Raw genomic sequence first — 20,850 nt, 5'->3', positions numbered from 1 at the left:
GCATAGTTCTTGTAAAGATCTACGTAGGTTTTTTGGACCTTGAGAACACGAAATTTGGCGCAAGGTATTTGCAAACCAAGGGGTAACGAGAAACTACGTACTACTCTGCAAACGCTTATTCACGAAATTGCGTTCGCAGCGTTGCTACGGGGTTTTACTCCGGATTGTGTGGAAAAAGGGGAATCTTTGGCAAGGTTTGTTCATCATAGCTGGTGCCTATGACCATCGCTACTCTGCTCCGATTGAGTGTAGTGATGATCATTACATGCGCCTTCCAACTGGGAGGCGTCCTTGAGGCGCGTGCTCAAGCTACGGACAATGTAGGGATCGGCACGGCCACCCCTGACAACTCTGCGCTCCTCGAATTGAACAGTACCAGCAAGGGTCTCCTCGTTCCACGCCTGACCCAGCAAGAACGAGATGCTGTGGTTCAACCGTCGACGGGACTACTCATCTTTAATACCACGACGGGTTCCTTCCAATACAACTTTGGAACGAAGGCTGCTCCAAATTGGGTAACGGTTCTGTGGTTCCAAGGGAGCGATAATGGTTCGGCAAACCAGCTATTCTGGTCACTTGCCGGTAACGACTCAGTTAAGACAAACCACTTCCTGGGAACGATCAACGACGCATCGCTTGTCTTGAAGTCGAACAACATTACGCGTATGGTGTTCACGCCAACGGGCGACATCAACCTGACCGGTGCTACCAGCGTTATCGGTTCGCTAAATCTTGACAGTACGGATACACCACTTTTCCTTGACGGCTCTGCCGGGGCACGTGGTGGCGTATTTATCTCTTCGGGCCCTACACTCACTCCTCGCTGGACGTCGGATCTCGTGGTCTCGGACACAGCGATCATTCTCGATACAAAAACGTACATCGATAAGCCGCTGACGGTTCGCGATTCTTCTCGATTCCTCATCCTTCCGAAGCTTCCTCTTCAGTATGGTCACCTTTTCGTTGGAGATGCCAACGATCTTGCGGTCCCGTTCCCACCGGGTGTTAATGGTTCACTAATGCAGATCGTTGCCGGTCAACCGCAGTGGGTGGATCCGGACAAGACAGAATATTGGACGCTGAATGGCAACTCAGGTGTTTCAGCAGCAGCGTTTGTTGGTACGCGCGATGCCAATGACCTTCGATTCGGTACGGATAATACATTCCGCATGATGATCAGTAGCGGAACCGGTGAGGTTACGATCAACTCCTTAACAGGCTCTGGGACAACTGTACCACCGAACGCCGGCGAAGGTCTCGTGATGGTGGATGCCGCGGGGAAGCTTTTTAAACGCGAGAATCAGTCGCTTCTTCAGCTCCCACAGTACCACATGTATTTGGGCGATGCAAACAACGTTGCACAGCCATTCGCGCCTGGTGCTGATTCATCGTTTCTTGTGACCATGGCTGGGATTCCATCGTGGGTAGACGGTGCGCGGATCCTTCGTGAACGACCATGGATCATCGGCGGTAACATCGATGTTGGCGCCTTCCCGATCCTTGGCAATATGTCGCTAACTGGAGTGCGTGACCTTGACATCTATGCCGGTGGTCAGTCCATGTTGTTCCTCAATGGAACCACACCTCAGATCGACGCAAAGGTTCCGTTCAATCTTGCCGGAGCTACAACGCCCCTTCTCCTTAACGGAAATTCGGGCACAGATGGTATGGTCCTCATTTCGCGTGGTGTTGGAGCAACTCCGGAGTACGTAGACAGTCTAACCCTACGATCACTCATTGTGAGCAATACACTCACCGTGAGTGGGCGCAGTGAATTCGTCGATACGGCTACGTTCCGCGTTTTCCCCAAGCTCGCCCTGCAGTTTGGTCATCTCATCGTTGGTGACGCGAACAACTGGTCTGTACCGGTTGCTCCAGGCCTCAATGGATCTCTTCTTCAGATCGTAGCCGGTACGCCGCAGTGGGTAGATCCGGATAAGACAGAATATTGGACACTCACAGGTAACTCTGCAGTCCCAGCGGCTGCCTTTGTAGGTACCCGTGATCTGAACGACCTTCGGTTTGGTACCAATAACACGTTCCGCATGTCCATCGCAGGTGGAACTGGCGAGGTTACAATGAATAACCTTGCCGGTGCTGGTATTACCTCGCCCATTACGCCTGGTGAAGGATTTGTTATTGCCGATAATGGCGGCCGTTTGATCAAACGCGACATCGGCTCACTCTTGAGTTTGCCGGAAGACAATCTCTTCATTGGAGATTCAAACAATGTTGCCTCGCCATTTCCTCCGGGCGCTGACTCTACTTTCCTAGGGATTTTCAACGGCAAGCCTACGTGGTATAACCTTGGATCGGTTCTGAATATCAAGGCTTGGCTGGTAGGTGGTAATACCACTCCTCCAAGTGAGATAATGGGTAATCTCACGGCGGGTCTGGACATTGTTGCCGGTGGGACCACGAGATTGTATCTGCAGGGAGCTTCAGAGGTTGTGGACGTTCGATCGTCCCTGAATCTTGATGGGACGAATCGTGAACTGCGTTTGAATGGCAACCCTGGAACAGATGGATTTGTATTGGTATCCTTCGGGCCGGGTAGGACGCCATACTATACGGATTCGCTTGTGCTTCGAAAGCTACGGGTAACGGATTCGTTGATCATCGATAGTGATTTTGATATCCCTCTCACGTTTGCGCATATGTTCGTGGGTGACGCTTCGAACAAGGCATCCGAACTTGCCCCCGGAATCAATGGTTCACTTCTGCAGATCGTTGCTGGTCAACCTCAATGGGTAGATCCCGATAAGACGGAGTATTGGGCGCTCAGCGGAAACAGCGCAACGTCACCGGCGTCGTTTCTTGGCACACGCGATTTGAACGACCTTCGGTTCGGTACGAACAATACCTTCCGCATGACGATCTCTGGCGGCACGGGTGAAGTAACCGTGAACAACCTTGCTGGTGCTGGAACCACAACGCCCCTTACTCCCGGTGAAGGATTTGTGATCGCAGATAATGGGGGGAGACTCATCAAACGTGATATTGGCTCACTGTTGCGTCTTCCAGAGAACAATCTTTTTGTTGGTGATTCAAACGACATTGCAGCACCTTTTGCACCAGGCGCAGACTCTACCTTCTTGGGCATCTTTAATGGTACGCCAACATGGTATAGCCTTTCGAATGTCTTGAACACTCGGGCTTGGTTGATCGGCGGTAACACAGCTCCACCAAGCGAAGTACTCGGCAATCTTACATCGGGAGTTGATCTCGTTGCGGGCGGAACAACACGTTTGTATCTGCAGGGGGCTTCTGAGGTTGTGGACGTTCGGTCTTCTCTGAATCTTGATGGTGTGAACCGTGAACTGCGACTCAACGGCAATCCTGGCACTGATGGGTTTGTGTTGGTGTCCTTTGGTCCGGGCAAGACGCCATACTACACGGATTCTCTTGTTCTGCGCAAACTCCGCGTAACTGATTCCTTGATCATCGATGGAGATTTCGATATTCCGTTGACGTTTGCACATATGTTCGTTGGTGATGTGAACAATGTGGCCTCGGAACTCGCACCCGGCATTAATGGCTCATTGCTTCAGATCGTTGCAGGACAGCCACAGTGGGTGGATCCAGATAAAACAGAATATTGGGCGCTCTCCGGCAATAGTGCTACGCCGGCAAGTGCATTTGTGGGAACACGTGATGCGAATGATCTTCGACTAGGTACCAACAACAGTATTCGAATGACCGTTGCTGGCGGGTCCGGTGAAGTAACGATCACGAATCTTGCCGGGGCGGGGATCGTCACACCTCCTTCTCTTGGCGAAGGTTTTGTTATTGCAGACAATGCCGGTAAACTCATCAAGAGAGATCTCGGATCATTCCTTCAATTGCCTGAGAATTACATCTATGTTGGTGATACGAACGATGTAGCTCGACCATTTGCACCGGGCGCAGACTCAACGTTCCTTGGGATCTTCAACGGGGCTCCAACGTGGTACAGTCTTACCTCGCTGCTCAACGCCAATGCGTGGATGGTTGGCGGTAATCCAAATCCGCCGAGTCCGATCCTTGGCAATCTCTCAACATCTGGTGTAACGGATCTTGATATCCGCGCCGGTGGACAGACCCGACTCTTCCTACAAGGTGGAGCCGACGTTGTTGATGTGCGTTCGTCGTTGAACCTTGATGGCACTAATCGCGAAATGCGACTTAACGGGAATCCAGGTACTGATGGGTTTGTCTTTGTGTCATGGGGTCCAGGCAAGACGCCGTATTACACAGACTCTCTTGTCCTTCGCAAACTCCGAGTAACAGACTCACTCATTGTAGATGGCGACTTTGACATTCCGCTCACGTATGCTCACATGTTCGTGGGTGATGCAAGCAACATGGCTTCCGAGCTTGCACCGGGAATCAATGGTTCATTGTTGCAGATCGTTGCCGGTGTTCCACAATGGGTGGATCCAGACAAAACAGAGTATTGGGCCATCACAGGCAACACGGCAACTCCACCCACCTCTTTCCTAGGTACCAGAGATCTGAATGACCTTCGCCTTGGTACCAACAACACCTTCCGCATGTCGATCTCAGGTGCCACCGGTGAAATAACGGTGAACAATCTTGCTGGTGCAGGTATCAACACGCCCCTTACTCCGGGCGAGGGATTTGTTATTGCGGATAACGGTGGCAGGCTCATCAAGCGCGACATAGGTTCCTTGCTGGAATTGCCTGAGAACTATATCTATGTTGGCGACTCGAATAATGTGGCGCGACCATTCGCACCAGGTGCAGACTCTACCTTCCTCGGGATCTTTAACGGGGCTCCAACATGGTACAGTCTTTCGTCACTTCTGAATGCAAACGCTTGGATGGTTGGTGGAAATCCAAGCCCACCGAGTCCGATCATTGGCAATCTCTCTACGACCGGTGTTACGGATCTTGACGTGCGTGCCGGCGGACAGACACGGCTCTTGCTCCAAGGCGGTGCGGAAGTTGTTGACGTTCGTTCATCATTGAACCTCGACGGTACAAATCGCGAGATGCGCCTCAATGGTAATCCAGGAACAGATGGATTCGTATTTGTTTCATGGGGTCCGGGAAGGACTCCTTACTACACAGACTCGCTGGTCCTTCGGAAGCTCCGCGTTACGGACTCGCTCATTGTAGATGGCGACTTCGATATACCACTGACATTTGCTCACATGTTCGTTGGCGATGCAGGTAATATGGCCTCTGAACTTGCTCCTGGAGTTGACGGTTCTCTCCTCCAAGTGGTAGGGGGCGTCCCAACCTGGCTCGATGGCTCTCTCTCGGGATTCTGGTCGCTCAAAGGCAACACAAACATTGCAGCAACCGCATTCTTGGGAACCACGGATGCCAATGATCTTCGGATCAATACGAATAACACGCTCCGCCTTACGGTGTCTGCAACGGGACAGATAACAGTGAATGATCTGTCAGGTACTACGGTGCCCGGAGCGCTCACGCCAAACGAAGGATTCGTAAGCGCCGACGCTACGGGTCGCCTCGTTAAGCGCGACCTCTCATCGATCCTTGCTCTTCCACAACACCACCTCTATGTTGGAGATGCAACGAATACTGCGGCCCCATTCGCTCCAGGAGCAGACTCAACATTCCTCGGGATCTTCAACGGTGCCCCAACCTGGTACAGTCTCTCATCGCTGCTCAACGCTAATGCATGGATGGTTGGGGGTAATCCGACGCCGCCAAGTCCGATCCTTGGTAACCTGTCAACCACAGGGGTCACGGACCTTGATGTTCGTGCCGGCGGACAAACGCGACTCTTCCTTCAAGGTGGTGCCGAAGTTGTTGACGTACGCTCATCATTGAATCTCGACGGTACAAATCGTGAGATGCGTCTCAATGGGAATCCGGGCACCGATGGCTTCGTGTTTGTTTCCTGGGGTCCAGGAAAGACACCGTACTACACGGACTCACTTGTATTGCGTAAGCTCCGAGTGACAGACTCACTCATTGTAGATGGCGACTTTGACATACCGCTCACGTATGCTCACATGTTCGTGGGTGATGCTAGTAACAAGGCTTCCGAACTTGCACCGGGAGCCGACTCTACGTTGTTGATGATCGTGGGTGGAGTACCGGTATGGTCTGATCTCACCGGCATCCTTAGTGGCACTGCGTGGGTCCAAGGCGGTAACACCACCATCAACAACAACATCATCGGCAACATGCGGGCCACGGGCGACCGTGACCTCGACATCCGCGCCGGTGGCAACTCTATGATATTTCTCGATGCGGCAGCTAGCCGCATCAATGCTCGCGATGCGTTCAATCTCGACGGTACGGATGTACCGCTTCTGCTCAATGGTTCCGCCGGCACGGATGGTTTTGTCCTCGTGACAAGAGGTCCGGGCCTTACGCCATACTATACGGACTCTCTCGTGCTTCGTAAGCTTACGATCACGGATACGCTTGATCTTCCACTCAACTATGCGCACATCTATGTTGGTGATATCACCAACAAAGCCGCTCAGCTTCCGCCTGGTATAAACGGGTCGCTCTTGCAGATCGCTGCAGGCGAACCGAAATGGGTACAGCCACAGGATGCCGCCTTCTGGTCCCTTACGGGAAATGCAGGAGTTGGAGCAACAGCCTTTGTCGGTACCCTCGACGCAAACGACTTGAGACTCGCTACGAATGGCACGACACGTGTCACCGTAGCTCAAGGCACGGGGAATGTCACCATGACGTCTCTCGCCGGTGTACCGAGCTCAACACCGGTAGGGGGTAACGACGGCGTTGTGGTGGCCGACGCGTCCGGTACTCTCGAGAAGAAAGATCGTTCGATCATTCTCGGACTGCTGGGGATCTACGGAGGACGCTATACAAATGCAGGTGCTGCTCCCGAATTCAACGTGATCATCACGTTGCCTGTTGGTGCAACTCTTGACGTCCAAGCGTCGATCACTCTAACGCCCGAAGCCTCGACAAGTGTCTCTGCAACACCATTCATCGTGAGTGGATCACGCACAGCCAATACATTCTCGATCAATTTCCCCGGTGGTCTCAACCCTGGTGAGGCGATCAATTGGCTGGTGAAAAATCCATGATGAACGTAGAGAGCAGTTTTCCCACTGAATGTCAACTCGACATGTATCAAAAGAATCATCACATCCCGTTTACCCACTTTTTCTGGAGTGCTTCAATGAAGTTCTCTTCCATATTGAAGGGGCTCGTCCTTACAGCAGCCCTCTTCATGTTTGTATCGGAAGCTGCCGCACAGCTTCCTGTGCGCACACGCGAGTTACGCTTGCTAGGTGCGACATCTGGAATCATTACGCAAAACACAGTTGCCGCAACAGCTACATACACAGTGACATGGCCTGCAACGGCAAGCATTGTAGCAGCGAATCACAGGTCGTTCCTGTATGCCGCTGCGGGTAGTACTGCTTCGCAACAAGATCTCGCATGGTTTGATGTTGACGGTGATCTCGTTGACAACAACGGTAATGCCGCTGGAACTGCTGATGCAGGTCAGGTGACATACTGGGCTGATGACAACTCGATCACTGGTGAGGCTGGCTTCCTTTGGGATGCAACTACGAACACCCTTACAATGGGTCAAGCTGGTGCAACTGCAGAGATCATCTTCACAAATGGTGTCAACACTGGAACGCTCCAAACGGCAGCGCTAACCGGGAACCATACGTATAGCTTGCCAAACATCACTGGTGCTGGTCCGTTCACGTTGAATATCCCTGTGGCAGACAACCTTCCATCGGCAGCAGTGAACGATCAGATCCTCCTCTCAAACCTTGATGGAACGGCAACTTGGTCTACCAACCCGTTCGCAGGTGTTGAGCGTGGCATTGCAGACCCTGCAGACGGTGCATTCACACACACGCAAGCAACTGTTGGTGCTATTGATGCATTCGGCGCTGGTTACAATGACCTGATCATGGTTTCATCGATCGATGTCAATGCGACCCCAACAGGTAACATCCTGTCGGTCACAGCAGTAGCAGCGAACTCGTTTACCGTGAGCTCCTCCGGTCCGTTCGGCGCAACTGAGCGCATCGCATGGCTTTTCATTCCGATCCCGTGATCGGATCGTACATCTGACATCCGGGGGTGCGGCCCCCGGACGTCGGGGTGGTGCTGAGTGCACCACGCCGACGTCCAACGAAAAAACACAATGACGATCTCGACGAACCATAAAGCCCCTTACCAATACACAATGATCTTGTGTATCCTCCTGCTATGTGCAATTGCACTTGGTAGTGTGGATGCATTCGCTCAGTTGCCGGTAAGGACACGTTCGTTGCAGCTTATATCGAACAACAACACGAACCTCATTGAGCATCGTGCACCAAATGGTATTCTCTCGAACTTTACGTATACCTGGCCTTCAGCCTATCCAACCAATCCAACAGACAATTTCCTTACGAGTACCCCAGCTGGTGTTCTCTCGTGGGCTAACTATGATAATCTGTTCTGGCGTCTTGATGGGAATGCAACAGCAACAGCGGCAAGTTTCATTGGGCCAACAGCGGCGAACATCCCGCTCAATCTTTCAACCTCCAACGCAACACCGGGAAGCATAGATCTGTATATCGGCCCTGTGGCGGCAGCCAACAGACGGATCACGCTCAACAATTCATCCTTCGATGTTGGTACGGCCGGAAACAACGTAAGCCTTAATCTTACAGGTGCACTCAATGCTGAAGGAGTTGCACTTATTAACACCGTTGGTACGGCTAACACGACGATCGGCAACGCGGGGGCAGGTGCGTCAACAGTGACGTTGAATGCAGGTGCAACAGGCGACATTGTTCTTGGCGGTGTGGACGTGGATGCCGCTCCAACAGAGTTCTTGACCATCACCGCGGGTAGTCAAGTGCGACGTTCAACGTTATCTGGTTCAGCTCTTGAAGGGATCGTGTATTCCGCAGGAGCATATCGACTTGGAGGCACAGGAAACGCAGCGAATCCATTCCTTGTGAATCGCTACATCAATATGGATGCTTCGAATCTCTCATTCACATCGAATGGGGGAGCAAGCACTACGATGCTTCTAACGGGCGGTGCCAATAGTGGTGTTGCCATGACTACTGCCGGTACCGGCTCTATCACACTGACAGGTCCAACGAGTGTTACAGGCAATACCACGATCAACACTACGGGCGCAGCCACAACCACAATAGGCAATGTTGTCACTGGTGGTGCCGTAGATCTTCGTTCGAGTGGTGTTAATCCGATCACGATAGATGTTGGTGTCAATACAAACAACTTGGTCTTCAACAACATTGCAAGTGATGGTGCTCCTGCTGAATTCTTGACCATCAATGCGTCGAATCAGGTGCGCCGCTCCGTTGTTGTTGGCCCAGGAGCGCAAGAAGGTATTACGTTCACAGCTAACGCCTACCGCCTTGGTGGTGTACTCGTGACCGAAAATCCGTTCCTTGTTAATCGCTTTGTCAATATCGATGCTTCAAACCTCTCGTTCACATCGAACGGTGGGGCCAGCACAACGATGCTGATTACAGGTGGCGCTAACAGTGGCGTGGCCATGACCACGGCAGGAACCGGAACGATCGGTCTTACAGGCACGACAAACGTTAATACAACCGGTACTGCCAACACAACGATCGGTAACACAGGCGTTGGCGCAACAACGGTGACACTCAATGCGGGCACAACAGGCAACATCGTTCTTGGTGGTGTAGACGCTGATGCAGCGCCAACGGAGATCCTGACGATCACCGCCACGAATGAAGTCCGCCGTTCGACACTTGGCACCACAGCTCTCGAAGGTGTCGTCTTCACAGCGGGCGCGTATCGTCTTGGCGGCATCAATGCCACAACGAATCCATTCCTGACGAATCGCTTTGTGAACATCGACGCCTCGAACCTCTCGTTCACATCGAACGGCGGGGCCAGCACAACGATGCTCGTCACGGGCGGCGCCAACAGCGGCGTGGCGATGACAACGGCCGGTGCAGGCACGATCACAATGACGGGTCCTACGGATGTTACCGGCGCTACGACGATCAACACTACAGGCACCGCAAACACAACGCTTGGTAACACAGGTGTTGGCGCAACAACGGTGACACTCAATGCCGGCACGACCGGTGATATCGTCTTGGGTGGTGTTGATGCAGATGCAGCGCCAACAGAATTCTTGACGATCACAGCTGGTAACCAGGTACGCCGTTCTTCGATGAGCGGAACCGCCCTTGAAGGCCTTGTCTTCTCGGCCGGCGCATATCGTCTTGGCGGCACAACGAATGTTGCCAATCCGTTCTTGACAAGTCGCTTTGTGAACATCGACGGCTCGAACCTCTCGTTCACATCGAACGGTGGGGCCAGCACAACGATGCTTGTCACGGGCGGAGCCAACAGCGGTGTGGCGATGACAACCGCAGGAACCGGAACGATCGGTCTGACGGGTACGACGAACGTTAATACAACCGGTACTGCCAACACAACGATCGGTAACACAGGTGTAGGCGCAACAACGATTACACTCAATGCCGGCACGACTGGCAACATTGTCCTCGGCGGTGTAGATGCTGATGCTGCGCCAACGGAGATCCTGACGATCACAGCAACAAATGAAGTACGTCGTTCTTCGATGAGCGGAACTGCTCTTGAAGGCCTTGTCTTCTCGGCCGGCGCATATCGTCTTGGCGGCACAACGAATGTTGCCAATCCGTTCTTGACAAGTCGCTTTGTCAATATCGACGCCTCGAACCTCTCGTTCACATCGAACGGTGGGGCCAGCACAACGATGCTTGTCACGGGCGGAGCCAACAGCGGTGTGGCGATGACAACCGCAGGAACCGGAACGATCGGTCTGACGGGTACCACGAACGTTAATACAACCGGTACTGCCAACACAACGATCGGTAACACAGGCGTAGGCGCAACAACGATTACACTCAATGCCGGCACGACTGGCAACATTGTCCTCGGCGGTGTAGATGCTGATGCTGCGCCAACGGAGATCCTGACGATCACAGCAACAAATGAAGTCCGCCGCTCGACACTTGGCACCACAGCTCTTGAAGGTGTCGTCTTCACAGCGGGCGCGTATCGTCTTGGCGGCATCAATGCCACAACGAATCCATTCCTGACGAATCGCTTTGTGAACATCGACGCCTCGAACCTCTCGTTCACATCGAACGGTGGGGCCAGCACAACGATGCTCGTCACGGGCGGTGCCAACAGCGGCGTGGCGATGACCACGGCCGGTGCAGGCACGATCACAATGACCGGTCCTACGGATGTTACCGGTGCAACGACGATCAACACCACAGGCACCGCAAACACAACGCTTGGTAACACAGGTGTTGGCGCAACGACGGTGACACTCAACGCCGGAACGACTGGCAACATCGTTCTTGGTGGTGTTGACGCTGATGCAGCGCCGACGGAGATCCTGACGATCACAGCAACGAATGAAGTCCGCCGCTCGACACTTGGCACCACAGCTCTTGAAGGTGTCGTCTTCACAGCGGGCGCATATCGTCTTGGCGGCACAACGAATGTTGCCAATCCGTTCTTGACAAGTCGCTTTGTCAATATCGATGCATCAAACCTCTCGTTCACATCGAACGGCGGGGCCAGCACAACGATGCTTGTCACGGGCGGAGCCAACAGCGGCGTAGCGATGACAACAGCCGGTGCAGGCACGATCACAATGACGGGTCCTACGGATGTTACCGGCGCAACGACGATCAACACTACGGGCACCGCAAACACAACGCTTGGTAACACAGGCGTAGGCGCAACAACGATTACACTCAACGCCGGAACGACTGGCAACATCGTTCTTGGTGGTGTAGATGCTGATGCTGCGCCAACGGAGATCCTGACGATCACCGCCACGAATGAAGTCCGCCGCTCGACTTTGACAGGTACTGCTCTTGAAGGCCTTGTCTTCTCGGCCGGCGCGTATCGTCTTGGCGGCACAACGAATGTTGCCAATCCGTTCTTGACAAGTCGCTTTGTCAATATCGATGCCTCCAACCTCTCGTTCACATCGAACGGCGGGGCCAGCACAACGATGCTTGTCACGGGCGGAGCCAACAGTGGCGTGGCGATGACCACGGCCGGAACCGGAACGATCGGTCTGACGGGTACGACGAACGTTAATACAACCGGAACTGCAAACACAACGCTTGGTAACACAGGCGTAGGCGCAACGACGGTGACACTCAACGCCGGAACGACTGGCAACATCGTTCTTGGCGGTGTTGACGCTGATGCAGCGCCGACGGAGATCCTGACGATCACCGCCACGAATGAAGTCCGCCGTTCGACACTTGGCACCACAGCTCTCGAAGGTGTCGTCTTCACAGCGGGCGCGTATCGTCTTGGCGGCATCAATGCCACAACGAATCCATTCCTGACGAATCGCTTTGTGAACATCGATGCCTCGAACCTCTCGTTCACATCGAACGGCGGGGCCAGCACAACGATGCTCGTCACTGGCGGAGCCAACAGCGGCGTGGCGATGACAACGGCCGGTGCAGGCACGATCACAATGACGGGTCCTACGGATGTTACCGGCGCTACGACGATCAACACTACAGGCACCGCAAACACAACGCTTGGTAACACAGGTGTTGGCGCAACGACGGTGACACTCAATGCGGGCACAACAGGCAACATTGTCCTCGGCGGTGTAGATGCTGATGCTGCGCCAACGGAGATCCTGACGATCACAGCAACAAATGAAGTCCGCCGCTCGACACTTGGCACCACAGCTCTTGAAGGTGTCGTCTTCACAGCGGGCGCGTATCGTCTTGGCGGCATCAATGCCACAACGAATCCATTCCTGACGAATCGCTTTGTGAACATCGACGCCTCGAACCTCTCGTTCACATCGAACGGTGGGGCCAGCACAACGATGCTCGTCACAGGCGGAGCCAACAGCGGCGTAGCGATGACCACGGCCGGAACCGGAACGATCGGTGTGACGGGTACGACGAACGTCAATACGACCGGAACTGCAAACACAACGCTTGGTAACACAGGTGTTGGCGCAACAACGGTGACACTCAACGCCGGCACAACTGGCAACATCGTTCTTGGTGGTGTTGACGCTGATGCAGCGCCAACGGAGATCCTGACGATCACAGCCACGAATGAAGTACGTCGTTCTTCGATGAGCGGAACCGCCCTTGAAGGCCTTGTCTTCTCGGCCGGCGCATATCGTCTTGGCGGCACAACGAATGTTGCTAATCCGTTCCTGACGAACCGTTTCGTGAACATCGACGCCTCGAATCTCTCGTTCACATCGAACGGTGGGGCCAGCACAACGATGCTCGTCACAGGCGGAGCCAACAGCGGCGTAGCGATGACCACGGCCGGAACCGGAACGATCGGTGTGACGGGTACGACGAACGTCAATACGACCGGAACTGCAAACACAACGCTTGGTAACACAGGTGTTGGCGCAACAACGGTGACACTCAACGCCGGCACAACTGGCAACATCGTTCTTGGTGGTGTTGACGCTGATGCAGCGCCAACGGAGATCCTGACGATCACAGCAACGAATGAAGTACGTCGTTCTTCGATGAGCGGAACCGCCCTTGAAGGTCTTGTCTTCTCGGCCGGCGCGTATCGTCTTGGCGGCACAACGAATGTTGCCAATCCGTTCTTGACAAGTCGCTTTGTCAATATCGATGCATCAAACCTCTCGTTCACATCGAACGGCGGGGCCAGCACAACGATGCTTGTCACGGGCGGAGCCAACAGCGGCGTAGCGATGACCACAGCCGGTGCAGGCACGATCACAATGACCGGTCCAACAAGTGTCACGGGTGCAACGACGATCAACACGACCGGAACCGCAAACACAACGCTTGGTAACACAGGTGTTGGCGCAACAACGGTGACACTCAACGCCGGCACAACTGGCAACATCGTTCTTGGTGGTGTTGACGCTGATGCAGCGCCAACGGAGATCCTGACGATCACAGCAACGAATGAAGTACGTCGTTCTTCGATGAGCGGAACCGCCCTTGAAGGTCTTGTCTTCTCGGCCGGCGCGTATCGTCTTGGCGGCACAACGAATGTTGCCAATCCGTTCTTGACAAGTCGCTTTGTGAACATCGACGCCTCGAACCTCTCGTTCACATCGAACGGCGGGGCCAGCACAACGATGCTTGTCACGGGCGGAGCCAACAGCGGCGTGGCGATGACCACGGCCGGAACCGGAACGATCACAATGACCGGTCCAACAAGTGTCACGGGTGCAACGACGATCAACACGACCGGAACCGCAAACACAACGCTTGGTAACACAGGTGTTGGCGCAACAACGGTGACACTCAACGCCGGCACAACTGGCAACATCGTTCTTGGTGGTGTTGACGCTGATGCAGCGCCAACGGAGATCCTGACGATCACAGCAACGAATGAAGTACGTCGTTCTTCGATGAGCGGAACCGCCCTTGAAGGTCTTGTCTTCTCGGCCGGCGCGTATCGTCTTGGCGGCACAACGAATGTTGCCAATCCGTTCTTGACAAGTCGCTTTGTGAACATCGATGCCTCGAACCTCTCGTTCACATCGAACGGCGGGGCCAGCACAACGATGCTTGTCACGGGCGGAGCCAACAGCGGCGTGGCGATGACCACGGCCGGAACCGGAACGATCGGTCTGACGGGTACGACGAACGTCAATACGACCGGAACTGCCAACTCAACGCTTGGTAACACAGGTGTTGGCGCAACGACGGTGACACTCAACGCCGGCACAACGGGCAACATCGTTCTTGGTGGTGTTGACGCTGATGCAGCGCCAACGGAGATCCTGACGATCACAGCAACGAATGAAGTACGTCGTTCTTCGATGAGCGGAACCGCCCTTGAAGGTCTTGTCTTCTCGGCCGGCGCGTATCGTCTTGGCGGCACAACGAATGTTGCCAATCCATTCCTGACGAACCGTTTCGTGAACATCGACGCCTCGAACCTCTCGTTCACATCGAACGGCGGGGCCAGCACAACGATGCTCGTCACAGGCGGAGCCAACAGCGGCGTGGCGATGACAACAGCAGGAACCGGAACGATCACAATGACCGGTCCAACAAGTGTCACGGGTGCAACGACGATCAACACTACCGGTACTGCAAACACAACGCTTGGCAACACAGGTGTTGGCGCAACAACGGTGACACTCAACGCCGGAACGACTGGCAACATCGTTCTTGGTGGTGTTGACGCTGATGCTGCGCCAACGGAGATCCTGACGATCACAGCCACGAATGAAGTACGTCGTTCTTCGATGAGCGGAACCGCCCTTGAAGGTCTTGTCTTCTCGGCCGGCGCGTATCGTCTTGGCGGCACAACGAATGTTGCCAATCCGTTCTTGACAAGTCGCTTTGTCAATATCGATGCATCAAACCTCTCGTTCACATCGAACGGCGGGGCCAGCACAACGATGCTTGTCACGGGCGGAGCCAACAGCGGCGTAGCGATGACCACAGCCGGTGCAGGCACGATCACAATGACCGGTCCAACAAGTGTCACGGGTGCAACGACGATCAACACGACCGGAACCGCAAACACAACGCTTGGTAACACAGGTGTTGGCGCAACAACGGTGACACTCAACGCCGGCACAACTGGCAACATCGTTCTTGGTGGTGTTGACGCTGATGCAGCGCCAACGGAGATCCTGACGATCACCGCAACGAATGAAGTACGTCGTTCTTCGATGAGCGGAACCGCCCTTGAAGGTCTTGTCTTCTCGGCCGGCGCGTATCGTCTTGGCGGCACAACGAATGTTGCCAATCCGTTCTTGACAAGTCGCTTTGTGAACATCGATGCCTCGAACCTCTCGTTCACATCGAACGGCGGGGCCAGCACAACGATGCTCGTCACAGGCGGAGCCAACAGCGGCGTGGCGATGACAACAGCCGGTGCGGGCACGATCACGATGACCGGTCCAACAAGTGTCACGGGTGCAACGACGATCAACACGACAGGAGCTGCTGCAACAACAATTGGAAGCACGGCTACTGGCGGAGCAGTAACGGTCAATACGAGCGGCGTGAATCCGATCACACTGGACGTAGGTGTGAACACGAATAACCTCGTGCTCAATAACATTGCCGTTGATGCAGCGCCGATCGAATTCTTGACGATCACCGCAGGAAATCAGGTGCGGCGTTCAACAGCATCGGGAACCGCCCTTGAAGGCCTTGTCTTCTCGGCCGGCGCATATCGTCTTGGCGGCACAACGAATGTTGCCAATCCGTTCTTGACAAGTCGCTTTGTCAATATCGATGCATCAAACCTCTCGTTCACATCGAACGGCGGGGCCAGCACAACGATGCTCGTCACAGGCGGAGCCAACAGCGGCGTGGCGATGACAACAGCCGGAACCGGAACGATCACAATGACCGGTCCAACAAGTGTCACAGGTGCAGCAACGATCAACACGACAGGAGCTGCTGCAACAACAATTGGAAGCACGGCTACTGGCGGAGCAGTAACGGTCAATGCGAGCGGCGTGAATCCGATCACACTGGACGTAGGTGTGAACACGAATAACCTCGTGCTCAATAACATTGCCGTTGATGCAGCGCCGATCGAATTCTTGACGATCACCGCAGGAAATCAGGTGCGGCGTTCAACAGCATCGGGAACCGCTCTTGAAGGTGTTGTCTTCACTGCCGGCGCATATCGTTTGGGTGGTGTATTGGCCACAGACAACCCGTTCCTTGTGAACCGCTTTGTCAATTTGAACGCTTCCGATCTTGCCTTTACAGCAAATGGGGGAGCAAATCAGCCCCTTGTCATTAGCGGTGGGGTGAATAACTCGGTCACAGTCACTCCTTCCGGAACAGGGATCTTTGCAGTTAATGGTACTCCTGGTGTTGAGAACATCCGTGCAGGATCACTTGCAGCGATTTCACCTGACGCTGTAGTAGCGGAAGGTGTTCTTACAGCAGATAATACCGGCGATGTCCGTAGACGATCAGCTGCTGATGCTCTTCAAATCCTCGGAATCGGAAGAGGTATCTTTACACCGGCTGGTTCAAGTGCGACGCATGTGATCAGTACCGGTGCATTCGATCTTCTTGCTGGTGCAACCATCAATGTCACAGTGTTCGGTCCTAACGGTGCTGCTGTCCATGCGATGATCACGAATGTCGACGCTGCTGCAAATCAGATCACGGTGGTAACATCAGCAACTGTTGACGCAACCTTTAGTCTGCACTGGATGATCATTAATCCATGATGACAACTTCACGATATTGTCTTCTCCTCTTGGTGGCATTCGTGCTCTTCGTGAATGGTGCAACCGATGTTGTTGCGCAAGGCACTCTCACCGATTCGCTTGTACTTCGCAATCCAACGAACGGGAGGACATCGCTCCTGCCAAATGCGGCCGTTCCTCCGGCAACTCCTTGGTACCTGATCCTTCCATCGAATGTTGGCGTGACGGGCTCGCTTCTCAGTAGTAGTGTTACTGGGGATGCCTCAACGTTGTCTTGGCTCACACCGGGTGCAGACAATACGGTCTTGACGATCGTGGGCGGTCTGCCTCAGTGGTCTGCAGGTAACAATTGGTTACTAACAGGCAATGCCGGTACACTAGATGCAACGAATTTCCTCGGTACGACAGATGCAGTTGATCTGATCTTGAGGTCTAGTAATGAGATCCGGGTTCGCGTGAACCAAGAGTTCAATGAAGCTACTGATATAACACGTCCGACGAGTCTCGACGGGTCATATTCCGCCCTTAGGGTCGGAATGAATTTCCAAAACACTGGTGGTTTTGCCATTCCACAGGATAATACAAGGGGCTTCATCAATTCCATTGATTGGGGAGCCGGCGGACCGGGTGGAGCGGCGCAGATTGGTACGTTGTATAGCAATTGGACACAACAGTCGATGCAGCGTGGTGCCGGGCATACCTATGCAAACCTTGTTGGTGACTATTACCAGTGGGTAGCAACAAATACATCCACTATCGGAACTGTTACCGGATATTGGTCAGAACGTTCGTCAAGTTCTGCGAACAATACTGTTGGCACACTCTATCATTTCCGTGCAGAGTTGCCCGGTAACGGCACCGTAACCGATCTGTTCGGCTTCCACATGGGTACCCCATCTGGAACATTGAACAATGTTGCAGCTTTCAATGCGGCCGACATACCTTCCGGTGCAGGTAGTCGATATTTCCTCCGTTATGCCGCTGCTGGTGGGAATCAGCCGTTTGCTGTTAGCGCTGATGGATCTATCACCTCCGGTACGTTAACACCGTTGGCAAACTCACGCATGCTGGTTACGAACATCACGGCAGCATCCGGACGTGCGATCGATATCGACATGACAGCAACTACCACATCGAGCGGTCTGGTCGTCCGGAACATCGGAGCAACAGGCTCCGACGATGCAGGTGTACTGATCGGTACAGCAGCGGCAGGAACAGGAACAGGTATCCGCATCGGGGGAGTGGCCACATTCAATCCTCCAAGTACCGGTATTGATGTTACGATGAGTTCTACTGGATTGAATGTAACGCCAAATTCAACCGGTTCTGGAGTTGGCGTTAGTGTAGGTACTTCAGTTGGTGCGCGAACTAGAATTGGCGCCGAGCTCTTTTCGCGTGCATCGGGAGCAACGTCCTATGGTTTGCGAAGTGATGTGAATGCCACGGCGGCTGTTGGATCCGTTGGAATTGCCGGACGACTCTCTACAAGTGGGGTAACCGGCACACTCTATCCGCTCGTCGTTTCAAGCGAGAACAATAGTGATGTATATCTCGGATCAACGATTGCTGATCAACCGGTGCTTCTTGCTCCGGAACTGGTTGGATCATCCAACCTCAATACCACCTATATGTACAACGCTCGACTTAGTGGATCACTTACGTTCGTAGGATCTACGTCGGGGACGTTGTCTATGGCCGCACCTGCCGTTGTAACAACACACGACTACATACTTCCAGCAGTCCTCGGGGTTACAGGTGCAGCACTTCGCATTCAGTCAATCGCTGGTACCACGGCAACCCTTGCGTGGTCCCCGGAGCCCCCTGCTCCTGCTCCTGAATTTGCATATGTTACAGCCGATCAGACATTCAACGCGGTGCCACTTGCCAACGTCACAGATCTGGCTCTCGCGAACCTCGTTGCCGGAAGAGTATACGAGTTTGAGGCATTGATCGCCTACGACGGTCTCAATGCCGGTGCGGATATGCAGATCGCATTTGTCACAACAAACACGGTCTCTATCCGATGGAGTGCGTTTGGAGTGGGAGGAGCAAGTGTCGCACCTGTTTCGGTCTCTGGAAGTGGAACGGCAATAACGGACATCCCAACGAACCAAACGGCATTTGGCACGGACATGTCGGTTCATGTCAAGGGGCTGATTGTTGTTGGTGCTCTCAATGGTACACTTCAAATGCAGGTGGGTACTACCACTGCCGGCAATCAAGTACGGATCCTTCAAGGTTCGTATATCAAGGCAACACGGATGACGAATTGATGAGGAATATCCTAACCATAGCGATCACGCTCCTTTGTGCGATCATGTCCTTACAGGCACAACAGCTTGGTGACCTGAGCGGCCGCAATCTCATCCTCAACGATGGGGGTGTTGCCGGGGGCACGAAGAATACAGTTCTTATTGCTCCACAAGATGCCGCGACACAACTTGTGAGTTATACCGTCTTGCTTCCGGCCGTTGCTGCTCCAGCGGTGAATGCTGTACTTCAAGTCTCCGCAGTAGCCGGAACCACGGCAACGCTTTCGTGGACCGTTGCGCCAAGTTTGTCGAATGCAAGTGTCTTCGAAGAAGAGACAGCAGCCTCTCTGAATATCCGACGCCGAACGCCGTTCATTTCAGGCGTACAGGGAGTTCCGGGCCTAGGTGCATTTGATGCACAAGGCAGACGTGCACTTGCTGCTCAAACGGCTACCGGACAGTATTCAGGAATCCTCAGTGGATCAAACAACACGGCTTCCGGAAACTACTCGCTCTCGTTAGGGGGCTTAACAAACACGAGTACTGCCGATTATTCAACAATTGTCAATGGAACTGCAAACACCGTGTCCGGGGCTTCATCCTTTGTGTTGGTGGGTAGTACCAATTCGGTGACAGGTGCGGGATCTGGAGTGATTGCCGGTACCACAAACACCGTGGGTGGAGATGCGAGTTTGGTTTTGACTGGAAACAGTCACTCAGTAGTTGGTGCAAACAGCGTTGTGCTTGGCGGTAGAAGTCTAACGGTCAATAGTGGGAACACAATGATCTGGTCTGGCACGCTAACGGCTTTCTCCGTGACAGCCGGCAATTCTGCTTTCTTTCACAATGCAGATGTCCTGCTCACAAATGCGAACAGCACTGCATCGCGTTTGATCTTCCTTGAGCCTAACGCTACAGCAACCTATCCTGCGGCCGGTGCAAACTTTGCGGCGTTCAGAGCAGGTGTCATGGCTGCCGATAACGTCTACACACTGCCAACGGCTGTTGGAACTGTGGGCCAGGTGTTGAAGATCACTGCTGTTGCCGGAACAGATGCTACACTTGAATGGCAATCAGATGGTGGTGCCACTGGAGTCCAAGACGTAAATGTCAACGCCGACAATCAAGTCGTGGTCGTTGCAGCGGGAACGACATACCTACGGTTAACTTCTAACGGAGCACCAGGCGCTAGAACCGTGACATTCACACCAGCAGTGGGTGTGCTTAATGGACAGGTTCTTGTTGTGCGAACAATAGCCGTTGCTCCTGGGAATGGAGTAGAATTCATAGATGGTGGCGGAGCACCGGACGAGTTTCAACTCTCTGGTAACTTCCTACCTCAGAATAACGATACCATTACGTTCGTATGGGACGCTGGTACGACTACCTGGCTTGAAGTTGCTCGTCGAAACAACTAAAAAG

Annotated in this window: 5 protein-coding genes; all 5 read left to right on the top strand. The window is 53.7% G+C overall.

Going from position 1 to position 20,850, the window contains the following annotated elements; translation table 11 throughout:
- Nucleotides 1–218: 218 nt before the first annotated feature.
- On the top strand, nt 219–7,046 hold the full coding sequence (locus IPI29_05540; GenBank protein ID MBK7411999.1) for a hypothetical protein: 6,828 nt from the start codon (nt 219–221) through the stop codon (nt 7,044–7,046).
- Nucleotides 7,047–7,141: 95 nt separating this feature from the next.
- Nucleotides 7,142–8,041, top strand: a complete 900-nt coding sequence (locus IPI29_05535; GenBank protein ID MBK7411998.1) for a hypothetical protein — start codon at nt 7,142–7,144, stop codon at nt 8,039–8,041.
- A 90-nt stretch (nt 8,042–8,131) separates the two neighbouring features.
- On the top strand, nt 8,132–17,197 hold the full coding sequence (locus IPI29_05530) for a hypothetical protein (protein ID MBK7411997.1): 9,066 nt from the start codon (nt 8,132–8,134) through the stop codon (nt 17,195–17,197).
- On the top strand, nt 17,194–19,449 hold the full coding sequence (locus IPI29_05525) for a hypothetical protein (protein MBK7411996.1): 2,256 nt from the start codon (nt 17,194–17,196) through the stop codon (nt 19,447–19,449). Before IPI29_05530 ends, IPI29_05525 begins: the two co-directional genes overlap by 4 nt.
- Nucleotides 19,449–20,846 (top strand): hypothetical protein, encoded by a 1,398-nt coding sequence (locus tag IPI29_05520; protein ID MBK7411995.1) that lies wholly within the window; start codon nt 19,449–19,451, stop codon nt 20,844–20,846. Before IPI29_05525 ends, IPI29_05520 begins: the two co-directional genes overlap by 1 nt.
- Nucleotides 20,847–20,850: the final 4 nt, after the last annotated feature.

The sequence above is a fragment of the Ignavibacteria bacterium genome (assembly GCA_016707005.1).
Lineage (GTDB): Bacteria > Bacteroidota > Ignavibacteria > Kapaibacteriales > Kapaibacteriaceae > UBA10438.
Note: the sequence above shows the minus strand (reverse complement) of the source record. Positions and strands in the feature narration are given on the sequence as shown.

Bases quoted from the DNA above. Each gene is read 5' to 3' on its own strand.
- IPI29_05520 (MBK7411995.1), top strand. From the start codon at position 19,449: ATGAGGAATATCCTAACCATAGCGATCACGCTCCTTTGTGCGATCATG.
- IPI29_05525 (MBK7411996.1), top strand. From the start codon at position 17,194: ATGATGACAACTTCACGATATTGTCTTCTCCTCTTGGTGGCATTCGTG.
- IPI29_05540 (MBK7411999.1), top strand. From the start codon at position 219: ATGACCATCGCTACTCTGCTCCGATTGAGTGTAGTGATGATCATTACA.
- IPI29_05530 (MBK7411997.1), top strand. From the start codon at position 8,132: ATGACGATCTCGACGAACCATAAAGCCCCTTACCAATACACAATGATC.
- IPI29_05535 (MBK7411998.1), top strand. From the start codon at position 7,142: ATGAAGTTCTCTTCCATATTGAAGGGGCTCGTCCTTACAGCAGCCCTC.